Annotated in this window: 18 protein-coding genes and 1 pseudogene; 6 read left to right on the top strand and 13 right to left on the bottom strand. The window is 63.4% G+C overall.

Annotated features, from left to right (window positions below):
• Nucleotides 1-97: 97 nt before the first annotated feature.
• A complete protein-coding gene (locus K6I40_RS17335) occupies nucleotides 98-1,348 on the bottom strand; it encodes an acyl-CoA dehydrogenase family protein (RefSeq protein ID WP_222920231.1) in 1,251 nt (416 codons plus the stop codon).
• Nucleotides 1,349-1,508: 160 nt separating this feature from the next.
• Nucleotides 1,509-2,714, bottom strand: coding sequence for a thiolase family protein (locus K6I40_RS17330; RefSeq protein ID WP_222920230.1), 1,206 nt, complete (start codon nucleotides 2,712-2,714; stop codon nucleotides 1,509-1,511).
• Nucleotides 2,715-2,875: 161 nt separating this feature from the next.
• Here K6I40_RS17330 and K6I40_RS17325 point away from each other — a divergent pair.
• Nucleotides 2,876-3,660: pseudogene (locus tag K6I40_RS17325) on the top strand (SDR family NAD(P)-dependent oxidoreductase).
• Between the two features lie 30 nt (nucleotides 3,661-3,690).
• On the opposite strand, the gene K6I40_RS17320 reads toward K6I40_RS17325, so the two are convergent.
• The 4 genes from K6I40_RS17320 to K6I40_RS17305 form a co-directional block, all read right to left on the bottom strand.
• Nucleotides 3,691-5,127, bottom strand: a complete 1,437-nt coding sequence (locus K6I40_RS17320) for an amidase (protein ID WP_222920229.1) — start codon at nucleotides 5,125-5,127, stop codon at nucleotides 3,691-3,693.
• 132 nt (nucleotides 5,128-5,259) lie between these two features.
• Nucleotides 5,260-6,897: a long-chain fatty acid--CoA ligase gene (locus K6I40_RS17315; protein ID WP_222920397.1), complete on the bottom strand. Its 1,638-nt coding sequence runs from the start codon at nucleotides 6,895-6,897 to the stop codon at nucleotides 5,260-5,262.
• A gap of 76 nt (nucleotides 6,898-6,973) precedes the next feature.
• Nucleotides 6,974-8,137 carry a CaiB/BaiF CoA-transferase family protein gene (locus K6I40_RS17310; protein WP_222920228.1) on the bottom strand — a complete coding sequence of 388 codons (1,164 nt, stop codon included), beginning with the start codon at nucleotides 8,135-8,137 and terminating at the stop codon, nucleotides 6,974-6,976.
• Between the two features lie 82 nt (nucleotides 8,138-8,219).
• Nucleotides 8,220-9,152, bottom strand: coding sequence for a ribonucleoside-diphosphate reductase (locus tag K6I40_RS17305; RefSeq protein WP_222920227.1), 933 nt, complete (start codon nucleotides 9,150-9,152; stop codon nucleotides 8,220-8,222).
• Between the two features lie 116 nt (nucleotides 9,153-9,268).
• On the opposite strand from K6I40_RS17305, the gene K6I40_RS17300 reads away from it, so the two are divergent.
• Nucleotides 9,269-10,006 (top strand): 3-hydroxyacyl-CoA dehydrogenase family protein, encoded by a 738-nt coding sequence (locus tag K6I40_RS17300; protein ID WP_222920226.1) that lies wholly within the window; start codon nucleotides 9,269-9,271, stop codon nucleotides 10,004-10,006.
• A 317-nt stretch (nucleotides 10,007-10,323) separates the two neighbouring features.
• Here K6I40_RS17300 and K6I40_RS17295 read toward each other — a convergent pair whose 3' ends face one another.
• The gene (locus K6I40_RS17295; RefSeq protein ID WP_222920225.1) at nucleotides 10,324-11,121 is read right to left on the bottom strand and encodes an enoyl-CoA hydratase/isomerase family protein; all 798 of its coding nucleotides are present in this window, start codon (nucleotides 11,119-11,121) and stop codon (nucleotides 10,324-10,326) included.
• A gap of 479 nt (nucleotides 11,122-11,600) precedes the next feature.
• Nucleotides 11,601-12,668: an anthranilate phosphoribosyltransferase gene (locus tag K6I40_RS17290; RefSeq protein WP_222920224.1), complete on the bottom strand. Its 1,068-nt coding sequence runs from the start codon at nucleotides 12,666-12,668 to the stop codon at nucleotides 11,601-11,603.
• A 640-nt stretch (nucleotides 12,669-13,308) separates the two neighbouring features.
• Between K6I40_RS17290 and K6I40_RS17285 the strand changes: the two genes are divergently transcribed.
• Nucleotides 13,309-15,450 (top strand): Ig-like domain repeat protein, encoded by a 2,142-nt coding sequence (locus tag K6I40_RS17285; protein ID WP_255682128.1) that lies wholly within the window; start codon nucleotides 13,309-13,311, stop codon nucleotides 15,448-15,450.
• 109 nt (nucleotides 15,451-15,559) lie between these two features.
• Here the strand turns inward: K6I40_RS17285 and K6I40_RS17280 are convergent, their stop codons facing one another.
• Both K6I40_RS17280 and K6I40_RS17275 read right to left on the bottom strand, forming a co-directional pair.
• Nucleotides 15,560-16,630: a hypothetical protein gene (locus tag K6I40_RS17280; RefSeq protein WP_222920222.1), complete on the bottom strand. Its 1,071-nt coding sequence runs from the start codon at nucleotides 16,628-16,630 to the stop codon at nucleotides 15,560-15,562.
• A complete protein-coding gene (locus tag K6I40_RS17275; protein ID WP_222920221.1) occupies nucleotides 16,627-17,268 on the bottom strand; it encodes a hypothetical protein in 642 nt (213 codons plus the stop codon). The genes K6I40_RS17280 and K6I40_RS17275 overlap by 4 nt, the downstream gene beginning before the upstream one ends.
• A gap of 507 nt (nucleotides 17,269-17,775) precedes the next feature.
• Between K6I40_RS17275 and K6I40_RS17270 the strand changes: the two genes are divergently transcribed.
• Nucleotides 17,776-18,846: a DUF1616 domain-containing protein gene (locus K6I40_RS17270; RefSeq protein WP_222920220.1), complete on the top strand. Its 1,071-nt coding sequence runs from the start codon at nucleotides 17,776-17,778 to the stop codon at nucleotides 18,844-18,846.
• A gap of 93 nt (nucleotides 18,847-18,939) precedes the next feature.
• Here K6I40_RS17270 and K6I40_RS17265 read toward each other — a convergent pair whose 3' ends face one another.
• From K6I40_RS17265 to K6I40_RS17255, 3 genes are all read right to left on the bottom strand, one after another.
• Nucleotides 18,940-20,280, bottom strand: a complete 1,341-nt coding sequence (locus K6I40_RS17265; RefSeq protein ID WP_222920219.1) for a sulfatase — start codon at nucleotides 20,278-20,280, stop codon at nucleotides 18,940-18,942.
• 211 nt (nucleotides 20,281-20,491) lie between these two features.
• Nucleotides 20,492-22,030 (bottom strand): polysaccharide biosynthesis C-terminal domain-containing protein, encoded by a 1,539-nt coding sequence (locus tag K6I40_RS17260; protein ID WP_222920218.1) that lies wholly within the window; start codon nucleotides 22,028-22,030, stop codon nucleotides 20,492-20,494.
• Between the two features lie 28 nt (nucleotides 22,031-22,058).
• On the bottom strand, nucleotides 22,059-23,243 hold the full coding sequence (locus K6I40_RS17255) for a glycosyltransferase (protein WP_255682126.1): 1,185 nt from the start codon (nucleotides 23,241-23,243) through the stop codon (nucleotides 22,059-22,061).
• A gap of 273 nt (nucleotides 23,244-23,516) precedes the next feature.
• Between K6I40_RS17255 and K6I40_RS17250 the strand changes: the two genes are divergently transcribed.
• Both K6I40_RS17250 and K6I40_RS17245 read left to right on the top strand, forming a co-directional pair.
• A complete protein-coding gene (locus tag K6I40_RS17250) occupies nucleotides 23,517-24,752 on the top strand; it encodes a sulfatase-like hydrolase/transferase (protein ID WP_222920217.1) in 1,236 nt (411 codons plus the stop codon).
• 132 nt (nucleotides 24,753-24,884) lie between these two features.
• Complete coding sequence (locus K6I40_RS17245) at nucleotides 24,885-26,069, top strand: glycosyltransferase family 4 protein (RefSeq protein ID WP_222920216.1); 1,185 nt, start codon at nucleotides 24,885-24,887, stop codon at nucleotides 26,067-26,069.
• Nucleotides 26,070-26,128: the final 59 nt, after the last annotated feature.

Below are 26,128 nucleotides of genomic sequence, written 5' to 3'. Positions count from 1 at the left end.
ACTGCACACCTGCTCGCATGACAACTGTTCGATCAGCGTGTCACTCGTTTCAACGGCTACTATCGCAGTCCGAAACGGACGGCTCGAGTCGACTGCGTTACTCGTCGAGCGCGTCGATCCGCAGCTCCTCGTCGAACTGCAGGGTGTTCTCGATTTCGCTCTCGTCGACGTCCTCGAATGCCCAGCGGGCGATCGAGCGGCGATGGACCTCGTCGGCTCCGTCGACGATGCGGAACGCGCGGACGTTCTCGTAGAAGTGAGCGATCGGCAGGTCCTTGCCGATCCCGTTGCCGCCACAACACTGCAGGGCGAGATCGATGGTCTCGTTGGTGACGTTCGCGGTGAACATCTTCGACATCGCGACCTCGATACGGGCATCGTTGCGGTCGAGTTCGCGCGCGGCGTGGCGGACCATACAGCGAGCGGCGTGCAGGCGCGTCTCGGCGTCAGCGATACGATGGCGCAGCGCCTGCTTGTCCTCGAGTTTCGTGCCGAAGGCCTCGCGCTCCTGTAGGTAGGCCTTCGCGATGTCGAGTGAGCGCTCGGCCATCCCGGAGTAGCGCATGCAGTGGGTCAGTCGGCCGCCGCCGAGTCGCATCTGGGCGATGCGGAACCCTTCCCCTTCCTCGCCGATGGTGTTCTCGACGGGGACGCGGACGTTGTCGAACTTCACTTCGGCGTGGCCGCCCTCTCGTTCGGTGATCCCGTGACCGCCGAGGTGGGGGATGTTCCGCTGGACTTCGACGCCGTCGGCGTCGCGCGGCACCAGAATGATCGAGGTGCCCTCGTAGGGGTGGGCATCCAGATCGGTCCGGGCCATCAACAGATAGAAGTCGGCGTCTAGTCCGTCAGAGGTCCACCACTTGTGGGCGTTGATGACCCACTCGTCGCCGTCCTTGATGGCAGTGCTCTGGAGCATCTTCGGGTCCGAGCCGGCACCGACCTTCGGCTCGGTCATCGCGAACGCCGAGGAAATTTCGCCCTGCACGAGTGGGCCAAGATATTCTTCTTTCTGTTCCTCAGTGCCGACCATCTCTAAGGTGTGCATGTTCCCCTCCTGAGGCGCGTTCGCGCGGATCGCGAGCGCGCCGATCAGGGAACGACCGACCTGTTCGAACGACGGCAGCATGTCGCTGAAGTCCAGGCCCTGCCCGCCGTACTCCTCGGGCACCTGCGGCGCGAACAGATCGCGCTCTTTGGCCATCTCCCACATGTCCTCAATCTCGTCCATGGTGATGTCCTCGTCCGTGGCGAGCGCCTCTCGCTCGCGCGGAATGACGACTTCGTCCATGAAGTCCGCTACGCGACTCGCGACCTCCGTCGCTTTCTCGGAGTCGTGGTACTCCATATCACCCATGATCGCATACAGCATTGTAAAGCTATAGGTAAGAGATTGCATACATTGGCAACCAATGGTGAACCGGCCGGCTCTTCGTCCCCGAGACACCTCGGTCGCTCCGTCGCTCGCTCGGACTCGAGCCCCGTCGCTGATACCGATCGCGTTCGGATCAGACCCGCTCGAGGATCGTCGCGACGCCCTGGCCGAAGCCGATACACATCGTCGACAGCGCGGTGTCCTGACCGGTTCGCTCGAGTTCGTGGGCCAGTTTCGTCAGGAGCATTGCGCCGGTCGCGCCTAGCGGGTGGCCGTGGGCGATCGCGCCGCCGTTGACGTTAACGTCCTCCCACGACGCGCCCGTTTCCTCGAGCCAGGCTCCGACGACCGACGCGAACGCCTCGTTGACCTCGAACAGGTCGATGTCGCTCACGGTCATGTCGGCCTTCTCGAGGACGTTCTCGGTCGCGGGAATCGGCCCCTTCAACATCGTCACGGGATCGACGCCGACGACCTCGGTCTGGACGATGCGGGCCATCGGTTCCCAGCCGTGTTCCTCGGCGGCCTCCTCGCTCGTGATGAGCAGCGCGCAGGAGCCGTCGACGATCCCCGAGGAGTTTCCGGGATGATGGAAGCCCTCACCCTCCTCGCGGAACGACAGCGGCAGTTCGGAGAGCGTCTCCTCGTCGGTACCGGGACGGGGGTGTTCGTCCTGCTCGACGACTACCGTCTCACGGGTCGTTTCACTCCCCGTTCGACTGTCCGTGTCGTTTTGCGACTCGCTACCCTCGTCGCCGAGTTCGGTCTCGACCGGCGTGATCTGGTCGTCGTAGCGGCCCTCGTCCCAGGCCTCTTTCCAGCGCCGCTGGGAATCGGCGGCGATTTCGTCGAGTTCCGTGCGCGTCAGGTCGTACTCCTCGGCGATGCGTTCGGCACCTTCGCCCTGCGTCGTCAGTTCGTCGAAGTGCTCGAAGTACGTGTCCGTCGGCTTGTCGCCGTCCGACCCCATCGGGACGCGGGTCATGTGCTCGACGCCGCCGGCGATGAGCACATCGTGCTGGCCGGCCATGACGTTCGCCGCGGCGAAGTTGGCCGCCTGCTGGCCCGACCCACACATCCGATTGAGCTGTACCCCGGGAACAATATCGCCCCAGCCCGCGACCATCGGCGCGAGCCGACCAATGTTGAGTCCCTGTTCGTCGACCGGCGTCACACAGCCGTAGATGACGTCCTCGATCGTCTCCGGCTCGAACCCGTTGCGTTCGCGCAGCGCCTCGAGCGGTTCCGCGGCGAGATCCTGTGGATGCGTATCCCTGAACGAACCGCCGCGTTTCCCGAACGGCGTTCGGACGGCGTCGACGATGACTGCGGAGTTCATGATGTGTGATTGAGTATTTTGCGATTCATCATAGATGTTGTGCATAAATTCGTGATCGTCCGTACTGGACTCTTTCCGGCGTGATCCGAGTCGGGACTCGATCCGAACATCGTTACCGCCCCACAATTGTTAAGTCAAATACCGAAGTATTTGCTCGGGAGATGGATCTCGGAATTCAGGACAGGATTGCCGTCGTCACCGGCGGTGCCGGTCGAATCGGAAGCGCCGACTGCAGACTCCTCGCGGCTGAGGGCGCGAACGTCGTCGTCCTCGACGTCGACGCGGACGGCGCGGCGGAGGTCGCCGACGAAATCAACGAAACCGCTGATAGCGGTGAAGCGATGGCGCTCGAGTGCGACCTCACCGATCGCGAGGACGTTGCTGACTCGATGGCCGAGGTTCGCGACGCCTTCGGCGGCGTGGACATCCTCGTCAACAACGCGGCGATGGTCGACGCGCGCTCGCGGATTGGCGACTACGACGACGGAATCTGGGACCGCGACGTCGAAATCAACCTGACGGGGACGTACAACATCAGCAAGGAACTGTTCCCCCGAATGTGCGAGCGAGGCTGGGGACGGATCATCAATATGTCCTCGATGGCCGGCTGGTACGGTGGCTTCGGCCAGTTCTCCTACTCCGCGACGAAGGCCGCTATGATCGGCGTCGGGCGAACGATGGCCCTCGAGGGGCCCAATCGGGGGTCACCTCGAACGTCATCGCGCCCAACATCGTCGTCGGCGACTGGGCCGATATGAGTCCCGACGAACTCCGAGAAAACGTCGATGAGTACTACGCTCGCATCGCCGCGGCCACCCCGATGCGCCACCTCGGGACGGAAGAAGACGTCGCAAACATGGTTACCTACCTCTGCTCGGAGCAGGCCTCCTACGTCACCGGGCAGGTAGTCGGCGTGACCGGCGGAATCGACCTCTTCAGCTTCTAATCGCGGACGAAGGGAGACCGTCGCCGACTTTCACTCGGGATACTCGTCGCGCCACGGCCGCTGGCGCTCGAGGGCGGCACTGGCGGCGATAACCTCATCGTCGGCGTGTCGCCGGCCTGCGATCTGCATCCCGACGGGGAGCCCGTCGACGGAGCCGGCCGGAATCGAGGCCGCCGGATGGCCGGTGAGGTTGTACGGCTGCGTGAGCACCCAGCCCCGGAGCGGTTCGATCTCGACGCCGTCAATCGCCTCGGGTTCCTCGCCGTGGGGGAACGGCGTCGTCCCCACCGTCGCCGTCACGAGGAGTTCGTACTCCGCGAAGAGCTCCGCCAACCCGTCGAGAACCCGCGTCCGAACGACGTCCGCGCGCTTGTACTCCCGCGTAGTCGGTTCGTCGGCGTCCACGATAAGGTCGACGAGATACGGCCGCAGGCGGTCGCGATCCTCGCCTCGCGGGTCGAAGCCCTCGTTCTCGAGACCGTCCAGCAGCGACTGCCACCGGACGGTCGCCATCGCGTAGTAGGCATCCAGTATCTCCTCGTTATCGTGTCCTAGAGCCGGATCGACCGCGTCGACGGTCGCGCCGGCACGCTCGAACGCCGCGACAGCGTCGTCGAGCACCTCGCGCACGTCGGGATCGACGGGATAGGTACCCATATCCGGGCTGTAGGCGATCGACAGCTCGTCGATGGGACGGTCGATGGCGGCGCGGTACTCGCTCCGCTTCGGGACCGAGAAGGGATCGCGCGGATGGGTCCCCGCCATCACGTCCAGCGAGAGGGCCGCGTCTTCGACCGTCCGTGCCATCGGTCCCACAGTGGAAAACGGTGTGTGGCTCGCAAACCCGTTCGGCCGGCTGACGTTCGGGATCACTCCCTGCGTGGGCTTGAGTCCGTATACGCCGCAGAAACTCGCCGGAATCCGGACCGAGCCGCCCGCGTCCGAGCCTGGTGCGAGCGGTACGAGCCCGTCGGCGAGCGCCGCGCCGGCCCCGCCGGACGAGCCGCCTGAGACGCGGTCGAGGTTGAACGGCGTTCCCGTCGGCCCGACGATACGGTTGTCGGTCGTCGTCCCGAGCCCGAACTCGGGCGTGTTCGTCTTCCCGACGACGATCGCGCCCGCCGCCTTCAACCGAGCGACGAACGGCGAATCCGAGTCGGCGATGCGGTCCTCGAAGAGCAGGGAGCCGGAGGTCGTCCGGACCCCTTCGACGTCGTCGAGGTCCTTGATCGCGACGGGGACGCCGTGGAGCGGCCCGAGCGGCTCGCCGTCCGCGATCGCTCGTTCGGCCTCTTCGGCCATCTCGCGGGCCAGGTCGTCCGTGACGGTGATGAAGGCGTTCGTCCGATCGTTCCGTTCGTGGATGCGCTCGAGGGTGGCGTCGACGACCTCGGTCGGTGTATACTCGCCGTCCCGAATCGCTCTCGCGAGCCCGGCGGCAGTCGTGTCTGTGAGGTGTGTGACCATGTCGGATCAGCTCGCTATGCTTGATGAACGCGACTCGTCAGGACCGTCGCGGATCGACTCGGTCTCCCCAGTGTCGAAATGCACGCCGCTTGTGGTGTTTGCTACCATACTGAAATATATCCTCGGAACCGCTCACTGCTGGGGTGCCGATTCGTCGTCCTCGGCCTCGAGGACCACGTCGAACTGGTCCCGGAGCGTCTTCTTGTCGAACTTTCCGGTGGATGTCTTCGGAATCTCGTCGATGAACTCGTAGACGTCGGGCAGCCACCACGAGGGGAACGTCTCGCCGAGGTGGGCCTCGAGGTCGTCCGCGGTGAGTTCGGCCCCATCTCGCGGAACCGCGATCGCCATGGGTCGCTCCTGCCAGCGCTCGTGCTCGACCGCGATGACCGTCGCCTCGCTGACGTCCTCGTGGGCCATGAGTTCGTTCTCGAGTTGCACCGAGGAGATCCACTCGCCGCCGGACTTGATCACGTCCTTATCGCGGTCGACGACGTCGACGTAGCCCACCTCGTCGCGGGTAGCGATGTCGCCGGTCCGGAGGTAGCCGTCCTCGGTGAACGCCTGCTCGTTCTCCTCGGGCCGGTTGTGATAGTGGTCGGTTACCCAGGGGCTGCGAACCTGCAACTCGCCCATCGTCTCCCCGTCGGCGGGCACCGCCTCGCCGTCGTCGTCGATGATCCGCGTCTGCATCCCCGGGACGGGAAGGCCGGCCTTCGCGCGGTACTCGTACTGCTCGTCCTTCGGGAGGTCGGCGACCTCCGTGCGGAGTGTGCTGAGCGTACCGAGCGGTGAGGTCTCGGTCATCCCCCACCCCTGAATGATCGGCGCGTCGTACTTCTCGTCGTACGTCCGGATGAGCGACTCGGGCGGCGCGGAGCCGCCGACCGTCAGCCGGTCGATGTTCGAGATATCGACCTCGGGATTCTCGTCTAAGAATTCGGCCATCTCGAGCCAGATGGTCGGCACCGCCGCTGAGAACGTCACGTCCTCCTCGTCGATCAGGCGGGCGATCGATTCGGGATCGGTTTGGACCGAGGGGAAGACTTGTTTCGCGCCGACGAACGTCGCGGCGTAGGGTGTCCCCCAGCCGTTGGCGTGGAACATCGGAACCACCGGCAGGACGACGTCGTCCTCGCCGATCCCATTGGCATCCGTATGGCCGCACATGATGCTATGGAGGTACATCGCCCGGTGGGAGTAGGGGACACCCTTCGGCAGCCCCGTGGTCCCCGAGGTGTGACACATGCCGTACTCCGCATCCTCGTCGATGTCTGGCCACTCGTACTCGGTCGACTGGCCGGAGAGCAACGACTCGTAGTCCGTCACCGGCTCGAGACTCGTCTCGGGCACCTCGTCGTCGAGGACGACGTACTGCTCGACCGTCTCGAGGTCGTCGGCGTTAGCTTCGACTTTCTCGATGAGTTCTGGATCGACGAAGATCACCCGATCCTCGGCGTCCTCGACCGTGTGAACGAAGTGGTGGTCGGGCAGCCGCATGTTGCACATGTGGATCGACCGCCCCGAACACGCCGGGCCGAAGTAGAGTTCGAAGTGGCGGTAGTGGTTCGTCGCGACGACGCCGACCCGGTCGCCGGCCTCGAGACCGAGGTCGTCAAGCGCGCCCGCGAGTTGGTTGATCCGTCCGTACGCGTCAGCGTACGTATACCGGTGCGTGCTCCCGTCGGGCAGTTTCGTCACCAGTTCCCGGTCGGGGAACAGGTCGACCGCCCGCTCGAGTATCTTGTCAAGTGTTAACTCGACACCCATCATAGTCGTCTCCACTGATTTCGTCCAGTACCTTATGATTTAGGGTGCGTACGCCGCCCTCCCGACCGAACGGCTCTCAGCGGACGGCCCCCGACTCGCGGAGGGCGTCCCGCTCGCTCTCGTCGTACCCGACCGACGCGAGCAGTTCGTCGGTATGCTCCCCGTGCTCCGGTACCGACTCGTCGCGGCTCTCCGGGGCGTTCGTTCCCATCGCGGGGAAGCCGACCCGCGGCGGCGCGTCGTCCGGCCGCTCGATCAACTCGCGGGCCTCGAGCTGTGGGTGTTCGACGGTCTCGGCCGGCGTACACACCGGTCCGACCATCGTCTCGTCGCTCAGGTCCTCGAGCCACGCATCTCTCGAGCGGCTCGCGAACAGCGCCTCGAGTTCCTCGCGGACGGCCGCCAGTTCGGCCGGGTCGTCGGTGCCGTGAGCGTCGAGGAGTTCCTCCCGGCCGACCTCCTCGCAGAAGGCGGTCCAGAACTTCGGCTCGAGTGCGGCGAGGGTCACGTATCGCCCACCGGCGGTCTCGTAGACGTCGTACCAGGGGAATTTTCCGGTAAGTGCCGTCTCACCCGGTCGCGGATCGTCGCCGGTCAGCGCCTCGAAGGAAATCGCCTGCGAGAAGGAGGCGACTACATCGGTCATGGCCACGTCGACGTACTCGCCGCCGTTGCCCAGTTCGCGAGACAGGAGGCCACCGACGATTGAGAAGGCGGCGAACAGGCCGCCGCCGAGGTCGCCGATCTGGTAACCCGGGATCTGTGGGGCCATCGACTCGTTCTCGCGGGTCATATCCAGCAGACCCGCAACACCGATGTAGTTGAGGTCGTGACCCGCGCGCTCGGCGTCCGGGCCCGTCTGGCCGTAGCCCGACAGCGAGCAGTAGACGAGGTCCTCGTTGTATTCCGTGAGCGTCTCATAGTCGATCTCGAGGCGCTCTGCGACACCGGGCCGAAACTGCTCGAAGACGACGTCTGCCTCTTCGACAAGTCGGTAGAAGGCGGTCCGCCCCGCCCCCGATTTCAGGTCGAGCGCGATGCTCCGCTTGCCGCGATTGACGCTGTCGAACAGTGCGCCGACGTCGCGCTCGGTCATCGGCGGCGTGTGGCGGGCGTAATCGCCCGTGTCGGTGTCCTCCACTTTCACCACGTCGGCACCTGCGTCGGCGAGCAGTTGCGTCGCGTACGGCCCCGGTAGCAGGCGCGAGAGATCGAGTATTCGAACCGAATCGAGCTGCATGGTATCACGTCCCGTTCGGGTATCAAAAGTGTACTGTCACCGATCATCCGGCGGACACGGACGGCGGTGCGTCCGTTTCCCCTCAGTCGTCGCCCTCGAGCGCCACCAACTCATCGACGTCCGGAATGTCCGCCGTGGCGTCCGTGATCTGTCGCATTCGGTCGGTATGTTTCTCGACTGCGTATTCGGCCAGCTTCCCGTCTGCTAAGCCGACGCGCTCCTCGGGATCGTCAGGCTGGTACCGGTTGTCCTCGGTGATTCCCTGCACGAGCGGGACGAGGTCCTCGACCGTCTCCCGGATGAGTTCGGGATCGACCCCCTCAGCGATGAGCTTCTTGAGTTGGTTCATCCCGAAGCCAACGTGGCGACCCTCGTCGCTGCGGATCTTCGTAAAGCCCTGGACAAGCCCCGGAAGATGCGGAAGCCCCTCGAACTCGCCGCCGTAGGAGGTCTGCATCCCGTAGTAGCCCGTCTGGGCGAGGATTCCCTCGACCGTGAGGTGGTAGTGACAGTAGGCGTTCGCCCGGTTTTCGGGGGTGTCCTCCTCGAGCAGCCGGAACTGCGCCGTCCGGTTGCGGTCGAACAGTTCGATGTACGGGTCGTTGAACCATCGCTCATGGCGGGGATTCGATCGGTCCCAGCCCAGTTCGTCTTCGACAGTCCAGATGACTTCCCGCCAGTAGCGATCGAAGAAGTCCGCGTGTTTGGCCTCCTCGTACATCTGTGTCGTCAGAAACAGCTGATCGTCGATGTCATCGAGGACGGCCCCCAGCGGCGCGAGGTCCTCGGTGACCGCGTCCTCGCCCGCTCCGAACTTCGCGATGCCGTTGAGCGTTCCGTACCAGGATTCTCGGTCGTATTCGTCTGACGCATCGATATGTGCCAGCAGGTTCTCGACGTCTCTCTCGAGGTCGATCTCGCCGGGATCCCAGTGGCGCTCGACCGCGTTGCGGTAGTAGCGGTTCGATCTGGACTCCCGATCCATCATCTCAGTCGGCGTGTACTCCGTTGCCATATCACAAGAACGACGACTCGAGTATTAAATGTACGGTGGCTGTCGGGTACGGGCGGCTGGCGGCAGAGTCTCGAATCTCGATAAGAACTAAGTCGATACCCGTGAAGGATGCTGGCATGGCACGAGAAAGTGCTGCCGTCGTCGGCGGCGGCATCATGGGTGCTGGTATCGCACAGGTACTCGCACGGAACGGCTACGAGGTGACCGTCCGCGAGATCAACGAGGAACTGGCCGAAGAGGCCCGCGAACGACTCATATCGGGCAACTATGGCCTCGAGGACGCCGTCGAGGGAGGCTATCTCTCCGAGGACGAGAAAGCGGAGGTCCTCGAGCGGGTGACGTTCACGACGGACCTCGACGAGGCGACGAACGGGACCGAGTTCGTTATCGAGGCCGTCACGGAGGATCTCGCGATCAAGGGCCAGGTCTTCCGCGACTTAGACGAGGTGACGGACGAGCAGCCGCTGTACTCGAACACCAGCGGCTTTTCGGTGACGTCGATCGCAAACGGCGTCTCCGACCCCTCGCGCGTCGCCGTCACGCACTTCTTCAATCCGGTCCCAGTGATGTCGATGGTCGAGATCGTCCAGGCCCCACAGACCGACGAGGCCGTCATCGAGCGGGCAGAGGAACTCGTCGAAGAACTTGGGAAGACCAGCGTCACCATCGACGATGCTCCAGGCTCCTACGGCTTCCTTGCCAACCGCTGTCACGCGGCGATGCGCGAGGAGGCCCAGAAAATCGTCGATGAGGGCATCGCGACGGAAGCGCAGGTCGACAAAGCGCTCGAGGAGGGGTACAACCTCCCAGTCGGCCCGTTCTCGCTGCGCGGCATCGGCGAAGAGTGGGACTGACGGATCGGCTTTTTCACCTTACGAACCTCTTCCGTTTCGGACCGACGAACCGGTATGCGGTGGCGCACGCTGTCGATTGGCCAGAGCGGTAGGAAGGTCGATCGATGACACTGCGCGAGGGATGAGCGACTGACTGAAAGGAGGGAGCGTTAGCGCGGGACCGGAGGTTCCGCGCTAACGCTCGCTCCAGAGTCGCTCGCTCATCTCCTCGCACAACGTCGATCCGCGGCTCACCGTCGGTTCGCCGCGAAACAGCGCGCGCCACCGTACGTCAAAAACCAGTCCGGAGTGAGGCAGAGGTCGTCCGCCTTGTCCGGTTACTTCCCTTCGAACTCGGGCTCGCGGTCCTCGGAGAACGCCGCCGCGCCCTCAGCGTGGTCCTCAGTCTGGAGGAGCCCTTCGAAGAGTTGGCGGTCGTATTCCAGCCCCTCCTCGAGCCCGGAGTGAACCGCCATATCTGCGGACTGCTTGATCGCCTGAATCGCTAGCGGTGCCTGGCCGGCCAGATCGGTGACGAACGCGTCGACTTCTGCCTCGAACTCACCGTCGGCGTAGACGTGGTTGACGATTCCCTCTTCGTCCGCTCGCGCAGCCGAGATGTGTTCGCCGGTCATCGCCAGTTCCTTCGCGACGGCGGGACCGGCCAGCTTCGTGACGTACTGGACGCCGCCGGCACCGGGGAGGATGCCGAGGTTCACTTCGGGGAAGCCGAACGTCGAGCCCTCGCTGGCTAGCCGGAAATCACAGGCTAGCGCGGTCTCGAGGCCGCCGCCGAGACAGTAGCCGTCGATCTTCGCGATGACGGGGGCGGGGAAGTCCCGGATGAAATCGTAGTGCGAGCGGGCCGAGGAGCCACCGGCCGACTCCGCGGAGAAGCCACCGATATCCGCACCCGCACAGAAGGCCTTCTCGCCGGCCCCCTCGAGCACGACGGCTCGTAGGGCGACGCCGTCGCTCTCCTCGTTTCGCTCCTCGAGCAGTTCGAGCCCCGCGATGATGTCGTCCCTGAGCTGCTCGTTCAGTGCGTTCAACGCGTCCGGGCGGTTCATCGTGAGCGTGCCGATGCCGCGTTCCTCGTCGAACGATACCGAGACGGTGTCCAGTGAGTCGTCCATGGCCCATGGTCACGGCCACCGATCAAAAAGGTGTACCGTTCGCTCCCGTCTCGAGCGACGCGATTCCGCTTGCTCGTTTGGGGCCGCTTGGATGCACTGAGCCACATGGATTCCTCGATCTCAGGCGTCTCCGGAAGTGTCCGATAGCTGTCTATATGGAACTTAAATAAATATCATACATATATGGCTCGAACTGTTTTGGACATCACTCTTTCTCGCCACTGTCTAACGCGGTCGATATCGCACACTAAAGCCGATCATGCCTATCAGGATCCCGTTTCGACGCGAGCCGATCTTGTCCCGTATTTCGGACTGAAAGCGTCTCTTCTGGACGTTCAATCGGTTTCGCAATCCGTTCAGAGTCGGCCCCTCGATTTTCGATCTCTCAGTCGAAGTGAAATATATAATACCCGAGTTTAAAACGGTCGGTATCGAGCTTTGCCGAATCGAGCAAGAGTGAACCGGGGAACTCCGATCGATCAGAACGCTCGGAGGTCCTCAACCACGGCTTCCGCGCTGCCGTCCGAAATGACCTCGCGGGCCCGCTCGAGGCCGTCCTCGAGACTGTCGACGTCCTGACGGGCGTACATCCGGAACGCACCGTTGAGGGCGATGGCGTCGGCGAAGTGGTCCTCGCGGTCGCCGGCCAGCACTGCCTCGGTGATCGAGGCGGAGTCGGCGGTCACGTCGTCGACCTCGAGGTCCTCGTTTTCCATCGCCATGCCGTACTCGGCGGTCTCGATCTCGTAGTCCGCTAACTCCTCGCCCTCGTCCCACTCGGCCACCTTCGTGTAACCGGGACGGATGTCGTCGTAGCCCTCCATCCCCTGGAAGAAGATGGCGCGGGAGTAGTCGAGTTGCGCGCTCGCTTCCATGAGATCGGTCATCTTCTTCGCGAAGGTGAGATGGTAGAACGAGCCCAGGTGGACGTCGGCGTTCGCGGGGTTGGCAACGGTTTCGATCGTGTTGACGAACGTTCGAACGCCCATCTCATCGCGCCGGTCGTAGAGGTCCTGAATCCCGGGGTTGAACGTGGGCTGGTAGTAGAAGCCGAAGCCGGTCTCGTCGACCATGTCCGCGCTCTCCGCAGGCTCGAGTTCCGTCTGAATGCCGAGTTCCTCGAGGACGTGTTTGTACGCCGTTGCCTTCTGCGTCGGAACGCGGTCGCCCGAGTGGACGACGATCGGCGTCCCTGCTGCGGCGGCGACGATACCGGCACCGACGCCGAGGACGGCCGAACTATGCTTGCCGTCGTAGTTCGCGCCGCAGTCGACCGGATCGCAGTCCGGCTCGGCGGTGACGACCGACTCCTCGCGCATCACGTCGGTGTAGGCCGCCAGCTCCTCGGGGTTGTTGCGCTTCCAGCGGTTGGCCAGCCAGAACGCACCGAGCGTGGTCGCGTCGGGTTCGCCGGCCAGAATCCGCTGGAAGGCCTCGCGGGCCTGCTCACGGTTCATGTCGTCGGCCGATTTTGGGCCCGAGCCGACGACCTCCGTCATCAGGCGTTTCAACGGCCATTCGCCGAATTCCTGAGTTGCCTGCGCCATGTGCAGCCGTTGGGTCGGCCGGCGCAAAAACCCCCCGTTTTCAGTACTTCCTCGACATCGAATACTGGGGTTTCGACCAGCGACAGACGGGACTCGAACTCGAACTGTGGACCCAGTTTCAGCGCGGCGTTTCGTTCACGGTGTCGGTGCCAGCGGCATCGGTCGCTTGGACGTGCCGTTCGACGGTTCATCGACCGGCGCGCTAAAATAGTACATATATTGACATATACGACAATATATATTATTTATGAAACAAAACCAGATCACGTTCACTCAGATATTCGGATCCTCTTCGCCGCTCAGGCCGATATAACTCTCCTCTCTGTTCATCCTCCGTCTCCCCTCTGTTCATCGTCCACAGACTCTTTTCTGACTCCGTATTCCATACAACTACGATATATTATGTGATAGCAGGTATTTAGGTCGATACTACGAGAAATACTGGCCGATAATGGGACGGTTTCGATCGGATCCGATCCGCGACACAGTCAGCCCCGCTCGCAACCGTCCCGCGTCGCCAATACGGGTCCGTTTAGGTCCTCGAGACGGGCGCTGTAAGGTGGTATTGAGACCGTCCGCTGGCGAGCCGTGAACACGAACAGAACGCATAGCTATGTGTCCCTGGCGTGAACGCGAGGCCGTGAGCGATTCGCATACGAGTAGCGTCGTCTTCGTCACCGCCATCGTCGTGCTCGCGAGCGGCGGTGTCGGTGTTATCACGGGCACCGCGACTGCGTCGCCCGTGGCAGGCGCGACTGATCCAGTGGTCGAGACGCCCCAGTCCCACCGTCTCCTCCAGACGGACGACGAGACTGACGACAACGTCACCCGTCGGCACAGGGACCCTCGCAAGTACGCCGAGGACAGTGACCTCGAGGCACTAGAAAGTCGGCTGATGACTCGAATGATTGATGACCTCGAGGAGGGTGCGATCACTCTCGAGGACGGGGAGTACGAGCGTGCGGCTCGATCCGTCGACGAGTCGTACATAGACTCCCTCGACCGGTACGCGGAGATCGCGGACGAAACGGCCGGCGAAAACTATGACGAGCTATTCGAGCTCGCGGGCGACAATCAGAAGCGGATCATCGAGGCGGCCCAGCGATACAACGAGACCAGAGCCGAGTACGAGCGAGCGCGGGCGGCCGGCGACGAGGAACGTGCGCGGTCTCTCGCTCGCGAGCTCGAGACCATCGCGACGTCGGTCAACGAGTCGAGCCACGAGCTCCGCGCGAACTACGACGACCTCGAGGCGGAAACCGACGCGAACCTCTCCGAGTCCGACGCGGCGATCGAGGCGGTAAACGAGGACATTCAGGCCGAACAGGCGACGATCCGTGAGACAGAGTTCGTGGCGACCGATCTCACCGTCGACGCCGGCCGCGAGGAAATCTCGTTTCGCGAGCCGCTGACTGCGACCGGGCGGCTGCGAACGGCGACCGGTCGGCCGATCGGGTCCGAGACGATCCGCCTCGAGGTCGGAAACGGATCCGTCCGGACCGAAACGGCTGCCGACGGTTCGTTCGCGTTCGAGTACCGACCGACGGCCGAACCGCTGTCAGCGGAGCAGCTCTCGATCGAGTACGTCCCGACCAACGAGTCGATCTACCTGGGCAGTGAGGTGGCCGTCGACGTCTCGATCGAGCAGGTCGAACCCACCGTCTCGGACCTCGAAACGACGACTGAGATCGCATACGGCGAGACCGCGACCGTCGGCGGGGATCTCCATGTCGACGGGACCCCCGTCGACGGCGTCCCGCTCGCGGTGACGCTCGGCGACGAGCGGATCGGGCGGACCGAGACCGCGAACGGATCGTTCGAGACGGACGTTGAGGTGCCCGCGTCGATCCCCGACGGCGAGCGCGAACTGGGGGTTCGACTCGAGTACGAGGATCAGGCGCTCGCCGCGACGGCGGCGACGAACGACGTGACGGTCCGCGAAACCGAGGTCGACGTTACCGTCTCCGCGAGTCGCGTCGGTGACACCGAGCGAACGGTCGCGGTCGACGGCACGCTCGAGACGGCCGACGGGGCGGCGGTCGCCGAACGGCCGGTCCGACTGGACGCGGATGGAACCACACTTAAGACGGTGACGACCGACGACGATGGTTCGTTCACTGCCACGGTCGAGATCCCCGATGAGGCCGCCCGCGGCGACGGAGAGATCGTCGCCGCGCACGACGGATCCGGATCAAATCTCGCGTCCGACACCGCGACGTCGACCGTGGCGTTCTCGGTCGACGGCCGCTCGTGGTGGGGGCTTCCCGCGTGGGCGTGGCTCGGATTCGGGGGCGGACTGATCGCCCTCCTTGGGGCCGCCGCAATCGCATGGTGGTCGCGTGGCAGAGCACCCCGCTCGAGTCCGTCGGCGGGAGATGCGACGACCGACGCGGTGACGGACCCGGTCTCCGATCGGTCCGGAACCGAGATCGCCGAATCGGTACTCGAACATGGACGCGACTCGCTCTCGCATGGCCGTCCCGACAGGGCGGTCGAACTGGCGTATGCGGCCGTTCGCCATGCACTATCGGATCGCATCGACGTGAGCGCCTCGAGTTCCGCCCTGACGCACTGGGAGTTTTATCGGCGCTGGGACGAGCACCGTGACGACGGCCCTGATAGCGACGGTGGCCGGTCGGATCGCGCACTCCTCCGGACCGTGACCGAACGCTACGAACGAGCGACGTTCGATATCGCGGATGTCTCGTCCGCGGAGGCCGAGCGCGTGCTCGAGGCCGTGGGGCAGTTATGCGATCTGGATTTAGATGACGATACCGACTGACGGAACGACAGTGAGAAACGTGCTTTTCGCGGACGGGGGCGATGTTACGACGAGAGGCGTGTGGGAACACTGCGCTATCCTCAGCTGTCTCTGGGAGCCACTGAGACAATCACGTGCTTTCATTCCAGCACTGTTCCGTTTCGTACATCTCGACGTCTCCGTTCGAGTACACCTTGTTCCCACACGCTTGCAGCTCGTCCCGTGGGTCCCAGTCGAGTGACCAGTATCCGCCCCACGGGAGATGACCGTAGATCCCTACTGTCGTCCGATATGCAACGTACTCCGTTTCATTGGGGGTAAAACTCCCGTTGAACACGGCCGGATCGTAGGATTGGAACTGGCCCCGGTTACTGGACCAGTATCCCGAAACGGGATCTTGTGGATCCACACCCGCGTGAACGTAATAGGTGTCCGTATAGACGGGTGCTGGCGCGTGTGTCGACATGAACTCTTTCCCCTCCCGTTCCTCGGCCGTAAGATGATCACGCGGTCCGGTGCCATCGTCGGGGAAAACACCCACTGCGGCGACTTGCACCACGAGTAGGATGGCGATCATGAGAACTGTCGCGTATCGCTGTCGCGTGCCCGGGACGGTCATGTCGACGATATTGGCCGTGAGAACGGCGAGCGGGACGGTCGCCAGAAGGACCACTCGCATCGGGTTTAGCGTGCCGGCGACGCCGAAGAGTCCTGCTGCCAACAGAATCATCAAAAGCGACGAGCAGAGTAGAATGACGGTGATTTCCGCTTGCGTTTTTCGGTCGTATTCTCGTTTCCAGACTCGATAACTCAGAAATGCCCATCCGACGCCGCCTGCGCTGCTGAGTGCGATCCAGTGCAAATTCCGTGCGACCGTATATCTAATCGCCGTTTTGACTCGCGTCGCAGCCGCCGGGTCTGCGAGCGTGGCATCGATCTCGAACCCTCCGCGAATCAGCGAGGTCGCCATGATACCTGCATTGAGCATGAAGCTCGTCACGATTGTCCACACCGATAGCAATACAACGCCTGTGAAGGCGAGAAGCCACGTGAGAGATCCCTGTTTCCGAATCAGTCCCAGCCACGATGCGCCCGCGAGTCCGAGTAAGAGCAGTGCCACAACGAGGATCGGGAACTTATGGACGAGTGCCAGTGACACGACCACCAGCATGAAAGCGATGACGTCCCGGTTTCGAGTCATGATGGATCAGCCTGTTGTCGATAAATCCGGAGAAAGAGGAGGAGAAACACGGCAAACAGGGCGGTTGCGAACGATTGCGCAGTGGGCCAAAACGCACCGCGAACCAGTGACGGGACGACGACGAGCAGCGCGGCCGCAGTCAAAGCGGCGATCGGGGTACGAGTAATTCGCTCGGTGATGATCGCTCCAACAAGTGGTGGGACGATCCCGAGAATAAGCGGCAGTACGAGGATGGCTCGCTCGGGCTGAACACCGAGGATCTCCGCTATCAGCGCGAGGTAGACGATGTAGCCGGCGGCACCTTCATAAAAGGGATTCTGGATTGGGTCCGTTGATCCAGTGTCGATGACGGCCTGCGTTTGGACCGCATACCAGTGTGGATCCATGCCGATGAGTCCCGGGAGAACGAGGAGCGGAAGGGCGCGATAGACGATCCCGACGGCGAGAAGACTCGCGAGATAGCCGTAGAACTGACGTCCAAAGAGGTCGTCGATCGTTGCGAGACCGACGATCGAGAGTATTGCGGAACCAGCGCTGATCTGGAGGAACGGACTGATCTGACCGGTGACGGAGACAGCGACCACTCCGAGAGTAAGCGAGAGTATCGTGAGGAGCACTGAAACTCGCAGCAGATCCATTTTTAGCGCCCCACCATTTACACAGGAACCCGCGCCGCTGAAGCCCTCCGTGGCGGTTGCGCATCGTACCGGAGTCGTGCTGGAACGTCGCGAATGAACGATGCCGGGTCAGTGGGCATCGCGCGGCATACAGTTAGCGTGGTCCACCCCAGTGCTAACCCAACGACTGTGACCATCCACTGGATAGTCCGGCGCATCTAGTTGTTGGCACAATGAACGACCGAATATAGCTTTGGACAAGTTGCAGTTATCGAAGCGACTACCACCGGCGTTCCGGGACGGTGGATGGACCATCGAACCACTCTACGCCTGCGATTTCACCCGCGACCTCTCCGACCGAGTCCGAACCGGTCGGCTCTCGTCCGATCTGGACCGATGTGTGACTTCTGTACTCACTCGAAGGCGAGTACAGACCGATTACGAGCGCGTAGCACCGACCTCTTGACTCACGTGGCGATCGTTTTCACCGACCGATTTTTCAGGACCACTATTGTTAGTCGACTGTATATGCTCGAATCGGGGTCATTCCGGACGCTATTTCCGCGACCGATCCGCGAACTGCCGGTCGATCTTGCGGCCGTCGTCGCGGTCGTCGTCGCGACTACTCTGACCGTGTTCGCACCGGTCTTTCAGGGGTCACCGGTTCGGCTATCGCTCGGCCTCATATTCGTACTGTTCGTTCCGGGATACGCGTTCGTGGCCGCCCTGTTTCCCGAAAACGGACCATCCCGCCGAAGTAGTGATGCGGACGAGAGCAAGGAAACGAGTAATGGACTCCGTGAGCAGTCCGAGAAACGTTCGGTACGGACCGGGATCGGTAGCCTCGAGCGCATTGCGCTTTCGATCGGCTCGAGTATCGTGGTTTTCGTCTTGTTCGGACTCGCATTGAACTACACGCTGTGGGGTGTCCGGTTGACTCCGATCGTACTCACTGTAAGCGTGTTCACGCTCGTTACGACCGGTATTGCGGCATTCAGGCGATCGAAAATCCCCTCGAAAGACCGCTTTCAGGTCCCGTATCGCGAGTGGTACACCGTGATCCGTTCGGCACTTCGAGAACCCGATACAGGTGCTGACGCTGTGTTGAACGTGTTCATCGTGGTCGCAGTCGTGGCTTCGTTCGGCGCTGGCGGATACGCCACGACGGTCCCGACGCACGGTGAGCAGTTCTCGGCGGTATCTCTCATGACGGAAGACGACGATGGAAACCCCGTAGCTGGCAACCTCCCCACGGAGTTCGAACGCGGTGACAGTCAGGAACTCATCGTCGGCGTCGATAACCACGAACAGCGGCCGGTGACGTACACGGTAGTCGCCGTCGAACAGACGGTGGTAACTGACGGCAATGAGACGGTCGTCACTGCGCAAAACGAACTCGACCAGTTCGAGACGCGACTGTCTCACGGCGAGACGTGGCGATTTCGACACGACCTCGAGCCGACGATGACCGGCGAAGCCGTTCGGATCGTCTGGTTAGTGTATCTAGACGGTGACGTGCCGCCGGAGCCGTCCCTCGAGAACGCCGACTACGCGCCGTATCTGTGGGGTACAGTTTCCGAGAGTGCGGTCGGCGATTGATCCCAGTTACCGACGTAAGGACTCGTCGGGGTTGCGTGTCGATCCCAGTTACCGTTCGGCCGCCAGCACCGTCCGTCTGGCACAGTCGCAGAGTTATTCGAGATAGCCGAGGTCGCTGAGGTTCTCTTCGACCGACGCGGAGAGGTCGTCATCGCGCTCGAGGGTCGCCGTTCCGCCGTCGACCCGGTCGGCGTCTAGTCGGCGTTCGAACGCGTCCAACTGTGCGTGAACGTCGTCGGGAAGGGCATCGTCCGCCGCCGCTTCCCCCTCGCGCTCTGGACGCTCCATCTCGTATCCGGTCCGCTCGCCGTCGCGCTGAATGAGTTTCCAATGGTCGGTCTGGATTCCGACGCGGCCCGCCTCGAGAGAGTAACACGTCGGCGTCGACAGATTGCGGTCGTCGGCACGTTGCAACGGCTCGCCGACGTACCGATCGGGAACCGAGATATCGGCGGCCGCCAGCATCGTGGGTGCGATGTCGACGTGCTGTGCGAAGTGCTCGTTGACGACGTCAGCATCAAGTTCGGGCGCACGGACGATGATCGGGACGTTCGTCATCGACGAGTACAGCGACGCCTCGTGGAACTCCCCGTAGCGTCCGAACTCCTCGCCATGATCGCCGACGATCGTGACGACTGTGTCGTCGTCGACGAGTTCGAGAATTCGGCCGAGTTGCTCGTCGACGCTCCGGATGCACGCATCGTACGTGTCGATCACCCGGTCTTCGGGAGGTTCACCGTGGATGACCGCGTCCGCTTCGTTCGGTGCGACGACGTGGTCGACAGCGGTGTCACCGCGGACGGCGCGGAGGTGCTCGTCGTACCGGCCGTACGGGGTATGTGCGTCCATGAAGTGAATCCAGGCGAAATAATCGTCGTCCGCCGACTGCCGTGTGCGGAGCCACTCGACTGCCCTGTCGACGACATCGGCGTCGGTCGTCGGCGGCCGGTACTCGCCGGATGAGTCGTCGCCAGCGACGAACGTGTAGGCAGGTCGCAGTAGCCGACGTTTGAGTAGGTCCGAATCGACTGTACTCGCGATTTCTTTGCCGGCTTTGACCAGCAGCGAGTCGTCCCCGTCGAAGTCGTCGACGCCGGTCCATTGGTCGAACCCCTCGTCGTAGCCGTAATCTCGGCTCAGGAATCCGTTGTGGGCGGTTCCGAACGTCGAGTAGCCAGCCGACCGGAACCGTTCCGCCAGCTGATCGCGGTATCCGTTGGGAATACCGAGCCCGTTGATCTGCCCGGCGTAGACGCCGGTGTGGATCGATTGAAAGGCCCACCGCGTCCCGGGGCAGTTGGCGTAACTGAACCGGTAGCGCGTCGCGTCGGCGGCGAACGAATCGATGTTCGGCGTCGTCGGGCGGTCGTACCCGTAGCACCCGACGTGATCTGATCGGAGGCAATCGACTGATAACAGGATACTCGATGACATTCGTTTTTCTACCTCGAACCGTTGGTTCTACTCTCTCCAATGATGAACGGTGGGAAAAGAGTACTCACCGTTCGGAATGCGAGACAATCGCGTTCGCGGGAACATCGATCTCGAGCAGGACGGTCGATGTTCTCGAGCGTGCCGAGGACCTCGGCTCTCGTCGAATGGTCCGCGTTGACGCCCCGTCGACCGACTCGTTCTCGCGGCCAGCCTACCTCTCGCGATTCGCCGGACTGATCGCGTCGATAACTCGATCGGGACAGAGCACCGCCAGTCGGGTCGTCGGAACGGGACTGGCCGACGCGACGCGTCGAATCTCTCCCGAGCGTACCGCTCCAGTCGCGAGCGCGAGCGCGGCGAACGCCGCGGCACCGACCGGCGGCACGACGACCAGCGAGAGCAGGTCCGACTCGAGGAGGTGGGGGAGACCGAGGATCGGTACCGCGGCAACCAGTACAGTTCCCATGACTGGAACGGCGCGGACATCGGAGAGGGGGTCGAACCCGAGCCGGCGGGCGTTCCAGACGTGGAGTCCAAACATCGATCCGTAGCCAAGACTCGTCGCGATCGCGGCCCCGCTCGGCCCGAATTGTGGGATGAGGACCACGTTCAACACGGCGTTCAGCAGCGCCGCGACGCCCGTGACGCCGATCAGGTGTCGCAGATTCTCCTGGCCCTGACTGATCGCGAAGACGGGTCGGGCGACCGCGAATCCGATCGCGCCGGGGAGCAACAACAATAGCGGAATGACGGCCGCGTCGAACGCCGGTCCGAAGTAGAGCGTGAGAACCGGTTCAGCGAGTCCAGAGACGCCGAGGGCCAGCAACGCCGTACAGAGGAAGGTATACCGGACTGCTCGCGTACTGATCTCCGTGAGCCGATCGTAGCGTTCGTCGATCCAGAGTTGCGACGTCGAGTGCAAGAGGGTGACCTGAATGGCGGTAGGCACGAACCAGAGGAACTCGGCGATGACGAGGGCCGCGCGGTAGTAGCCGGTCGCCGAACTCCCGACGAACAGTCTGAGGAGGATGACGTCGACATGGTACAGCGAGAGCAACAGGAACGACAGCGCCATCGTCGATCCGCTGTAGATCGCGAGGCGTTTCGCCGGTACCGGCCCTGTCGAACGGCTTGCCAGCTTCGAGAGATCGATCCGACGCGAGACGAGCGCGAGCGCGAGGAGGGCCGCGATCCCGGTCGAGACGACCCGACTCGTCAGGGCGGCCGCGACGCCCCCACCGACGACGCTCACGGTGACGATCATCGCCGCGAAGAGGACGCGGTCGACGATCTGGAGTGGTTCCGAGTATGACTCGAGGCCGAACCCCATGAGGGTGCTTCGTCCGATCCGGAAGACGGCTCGAACGGGGATAATGAGCGCGAGAACAACGAAGTAGCGGGAAAATTCCGGACCGAGGAACGAGGCTACGTATTGCGATCGGGAGAGAAAGAAGACTGCGGACACCACGACGGCCGCGAGGACGACTACGAGCCGGAAGTAGAACGCGAACACGTGATCCGCCCAGTCATCGGATCGGTCCTCGGCGATGTATTTTCGGGTCCCCTTGAACGCCCCGGCGTAGACGAACACAAGCGCCCACTGCAGCGTCGAAAGCAGAAACGAGTAATCGCCGTAGCCGCCACTTCCGAGCAGGCGTACTAGGATCGGTGTCGTGATGAGCGTCAGCGCTAACACGCCAACCTTGGAGCCAAAGATGGCGCTGAACCGTCGGACGATGCTTCGGCTCATCGTCGCCTCCGCGCTCCTCCGTCAGTCGTCATACGGCGTCTCGACCCGATTCAGCAGTCGCTCGTTCCGTCTCGCCCTCCAGGAGGATGCGGCGATATCGATCCCTGATCGTCGAGTAGGCGTAGTTGTGCTCGATGTAGCCGCGAGCGTTATCGCTCATCTCGGCCAGATCGCCGCGCTCGAGGACGGCAGTCACCGTCCGATCGATCGATTCCGGATCCGTGTCTCGGAGCAGGAACCCGTTCGATCCATCGTCGATGAGGTCGGGGATGCCTCCGACGGCAGCGGCGACCGGGACCGTTCCGCAGGCCATCGCCTCGAGAACGGCTTTCGGAACGCCCTCCGACTTCGAGGGCAAGAGCAGCGTTCGCGCGTCGTCGAGGTGAACCGGGAGTTCATCGTGGTCGACCCAGCCGGTGCAGGTCACGTTCTCCGAGAGGTCGTGGCGGTCAACGAACGCCGCGACCTCCTCCGAGAGCTCACCGTCGCCGATCAGCTCGATCCGAATGTCCGGATTCGACTCGACGAGCAGTGGAATCGCCTTTAGGATGTCGTCGATCCCTTTAACGGCCGCGAACCGTCCGACGAAGACGACGTCGACCGCCCGCTCTTCGATCGGCGTTCGCGAAGCGAACTCCTCGCAGTCGATGTAATTGACGTTGACGGCCCGGACCGTCGGCGACGTCGACCACTCGAGCGCCGGATGGTCCATCCCGCTCGAGAGGAGGATTACGTCGTCGGCGAGCGTACACGTGACGCGTTCAACGAGGTCCACGATGCCGGCGAGTCCTCGGGCGAGTGGCCCCGTCCCGCGGCGAGCATACACGCCTTCGGTAACGGTACCGGTCACGAACAGCAGCGTTCGAACGCCGGCGAGTTTGCATGCGAGCAGAGGGAGGAGAAGCATGGTCCCGCCGATGTGGAAGAACGCGGCGTCGAGCCGGTCGCGGTCCCGCCAGAGCGCCGCTGCGATCCGTAACTGATAACCGATGTACTCGGTGACCGCCGCCGGCGGGACGCTCGATTGCGGGCGCTGAACCGGTACCGGATCAACGACCGATCGATCGATATCGATGTGCTCCGGGCCGACGACGGCGATTCGGTCGACGTCAGACTCGTAGACGTCGACGAAGTTCTGTACTGCCCCGTAGGCCGCGTGTTCGCGATCTAACTCGTCTGCGAACACGACGAGCGCTATCGAACTCGAGGGCATCTGGCCGAGTCTTCCACCGACCGCACCTTAATTCTTAACGTGCTACTTGTAATCGATACCGTCAGGCTCGACACTCAAAACCGCAACCAACGGACCACCAACACGTGATCACACGGAGCTGGTTCAGCGAATTCACAGTTCCGTTCGGATACGGTACGAGTGCCATTACGCACCACCATCACCATTCGTAACATCATCATACTCATGTTTCCATCCGAGAACGAGGGCAATTCACCGAAACTTTCCTTACGGAGAGTGTGATCTGTTGGGCCAATGTCAGCTGCCCGTCCGCTCACAGCAGCGCTCGAGGCGCTCGAGGTCGAAAACGTGTTCGTCTACGTCGGCGATGCCGTCCGATGGGACGCCGTGCCGGATCGGGTAACCGATCGGGCGGCGACGGTGCGAACGGTGAGCGCCTCGACGCACAGCCCGAGTTCGTTTGCCTCGCTCGCGACCGGCCGCTACGCAATGAACCACGGCGTCGTCACGTTCGATCGTCGACTGCCGTCCGACGTGTTTCGGCTGTTCGACGTGCCGGGACACGAGACGCGCTTTCTCAACTCGATCTTCGCATACGCCCAACGGGAGCACGGAAACGCCGTCGATCCGATCCATACCGTCCTCGACGTGGAGCCGCCGGCCGTCGACGATCCGCTCGAGGGCCTCGAGTCGCCGTTCGTCGCGATGGAACGGGGGCCCGGCGGACACGCGCCGTACGGCGACTTCGCTGGGACCGCTTCCGAGTACTTCCAGCGACGGGGTGGGGCCGACGCGGTGACGCTTCGTGACGAGTATCGACGGAGCGTCGAACTAGACATCGATCTCTTCTTCGAGCGGCTAACGCGCCTCGAGGAGGCGAGGCTCGCCGAGGAGACGCTCGTTATCTACACCTCGGATCACGGTGAACTGCTCGGTGAGGGCGGCGAACTCGGACACAGTTCGCCGATGCGGCCCGAACTCGTCTACGTGCCGACGGCGTTCTTCCATCCGGAACTGCCGGCGACGACGGTCAATGACGCCGCGTTCCACCATGCAGATTTGCTCCCGACGATTCTCGACGTGCTCGGCGTTGAGCCGACGATGGAACAGTCGACGGGGTTCGACGGCCGGTCGGCGGCGCGAGCGCTTGCGGACGAGCCCCGTCCCTGCACGTACGAAAATCGGGTGCTGCCGTCGTCGCTCCCGTTCGGGTCCGGATCGCTCCATTACGAGGGCGTCTGGGACGCCGGTGGGGGGTACGCGTTCGCCAGGACGCCGCTGCCGGAACGGCTGCTCGTCCTCGCCGGGAAGGCGGTCGCGAGCGCGAAGCGCGGATACGTCCGCCGACACCTCCCGCACGCGTTCGGCGCGTACGCCAGCGGCGGCGCAAGCGAGTACGGCGAGCCGGCGTTCACCGAACGCAAGGCGACGCAATTGCTCGAGCGAGTGGCGGCCGATTCGGTCACCGGCGAACAGGTCGATCTCTCGGCGGACGCGGAGCAACGGCTTCAGGATCTGGGGTACACGTAGTGCGGTCCGCTCGCCCAGCGTAGCGCCGACCTACGATCGGTTCGCGCAGCGTCGGCCGCGAGTAAACGATGACTTTTCTCACGGTCCGACGGTACGTTTTATACCGAGTCGTATCGAACGATTCGGTCACGAATGCGGGTCCTCAACAGCCTCGCCGATCCTCGAGTGGGCGGTCCCCAGTTGCGCGCACTCGCCGTCGCGAAGGGCCTTCGCGACCGCGGTATCGAGACGGTGTTTCACCTGCCTGACGGCGACGATGCGTTCGAGCGCACGGCGACGGACGCCGGGTTCGAGGTCGTCCGTCCGGGACCGTCACAGATGCGGCCGCCACCCAATTGCCTCGCGAACGCGCGCTTTGCCGCTCGCTTTCTCCCGTCCGTCTCCCGGCTCGCGTCGACGATCGAGCGCCGGGAGATCGACGCGGTCCATGCGAGCATGACGCTCGCCGTTCCGGCCGCGATCGCCGCCCAGCGGACGGACACGCCGCTGGCGTGGTTTTTCAATGACACCGGCACACCGTGGCCGCTCGACCGTGTCGCGGCCCGACTCGCTCGAGCCACCGCGGACGAGATCGCGCTCGCCGCGGACGCGGTCGGCGACCACTTCTTCGACGACTCGGTCCCGACGCGGACGGTGTACCCGCCGGTCGACGTCGACGCGTTCGATCCGTCGTCGGTGGCCGACGAGGGGGCGATCCGGGCGGAACTGGGTGTCGCCGACGACGTGCCCATCGTCGGGACCGTCGGCAACGTCAACCCGGTCAAGGGTCACGAGTACCTGCTGCGGGCGATCGCCCGCGTTCGCGATCGGATCGGGCCGGTCGTCGTTCCGATCGCCGGCAAACTACTCGAGTCTCGCCGGGAGTACGCGGACCGACTGCGCCGCCTTCGCGCGCGCCTCGATCTCGAAGGGACCGTTCGGTTTCTCGGTCACTGCTCGGACGTTCCACGGCTCCTCTCGTCGTTCGACGTGTTTGTCCTGCCATCTGTGACGGAAGCGTGCCCGATAGCCGTCCTCGAGGCTATGGCCATGGAGTCGGCGATCGTCGCGACGCGGGTCGGCGGCGTGCCCGAACAGCTCACGGACGGCACACACGGCTGGCTTGTCCCCCCGGCTGATCCGGACGCGCTCGCGACGGCGATCCGCGAGGCGCTCGCGTCTCCTGAGGAACGGCGTCGCCGGGGCGCGGCCGCGCGACGCCGTGCGACCGCCCGCTTCTCGATCGACCGATGCGTCGAACGCCACCACGACCTGTACGAGGCGGCGCTGTCGCGGTCGTTGACGTCGCGACCGGTCGAGTCGGTAAGCGTTCGATAGGGACGGCGAACGGTCAGCTTGCATCACGAAGCAGGTCGTTACACACTGCGTATTTTTCA

This window comes from Natrinema sp. SYSU A 869 (genome assembly GCF_019879105.1).
Lineage (GTDB): Archaea > Halobacteriota > Halobacteria > Halobacteriales > Natrialbaceae > Natrinema.
Note: the sequence above shows the minus strand (reverse complement) of the source record. Positions and strands in the feature narration are given on the sequence as shown.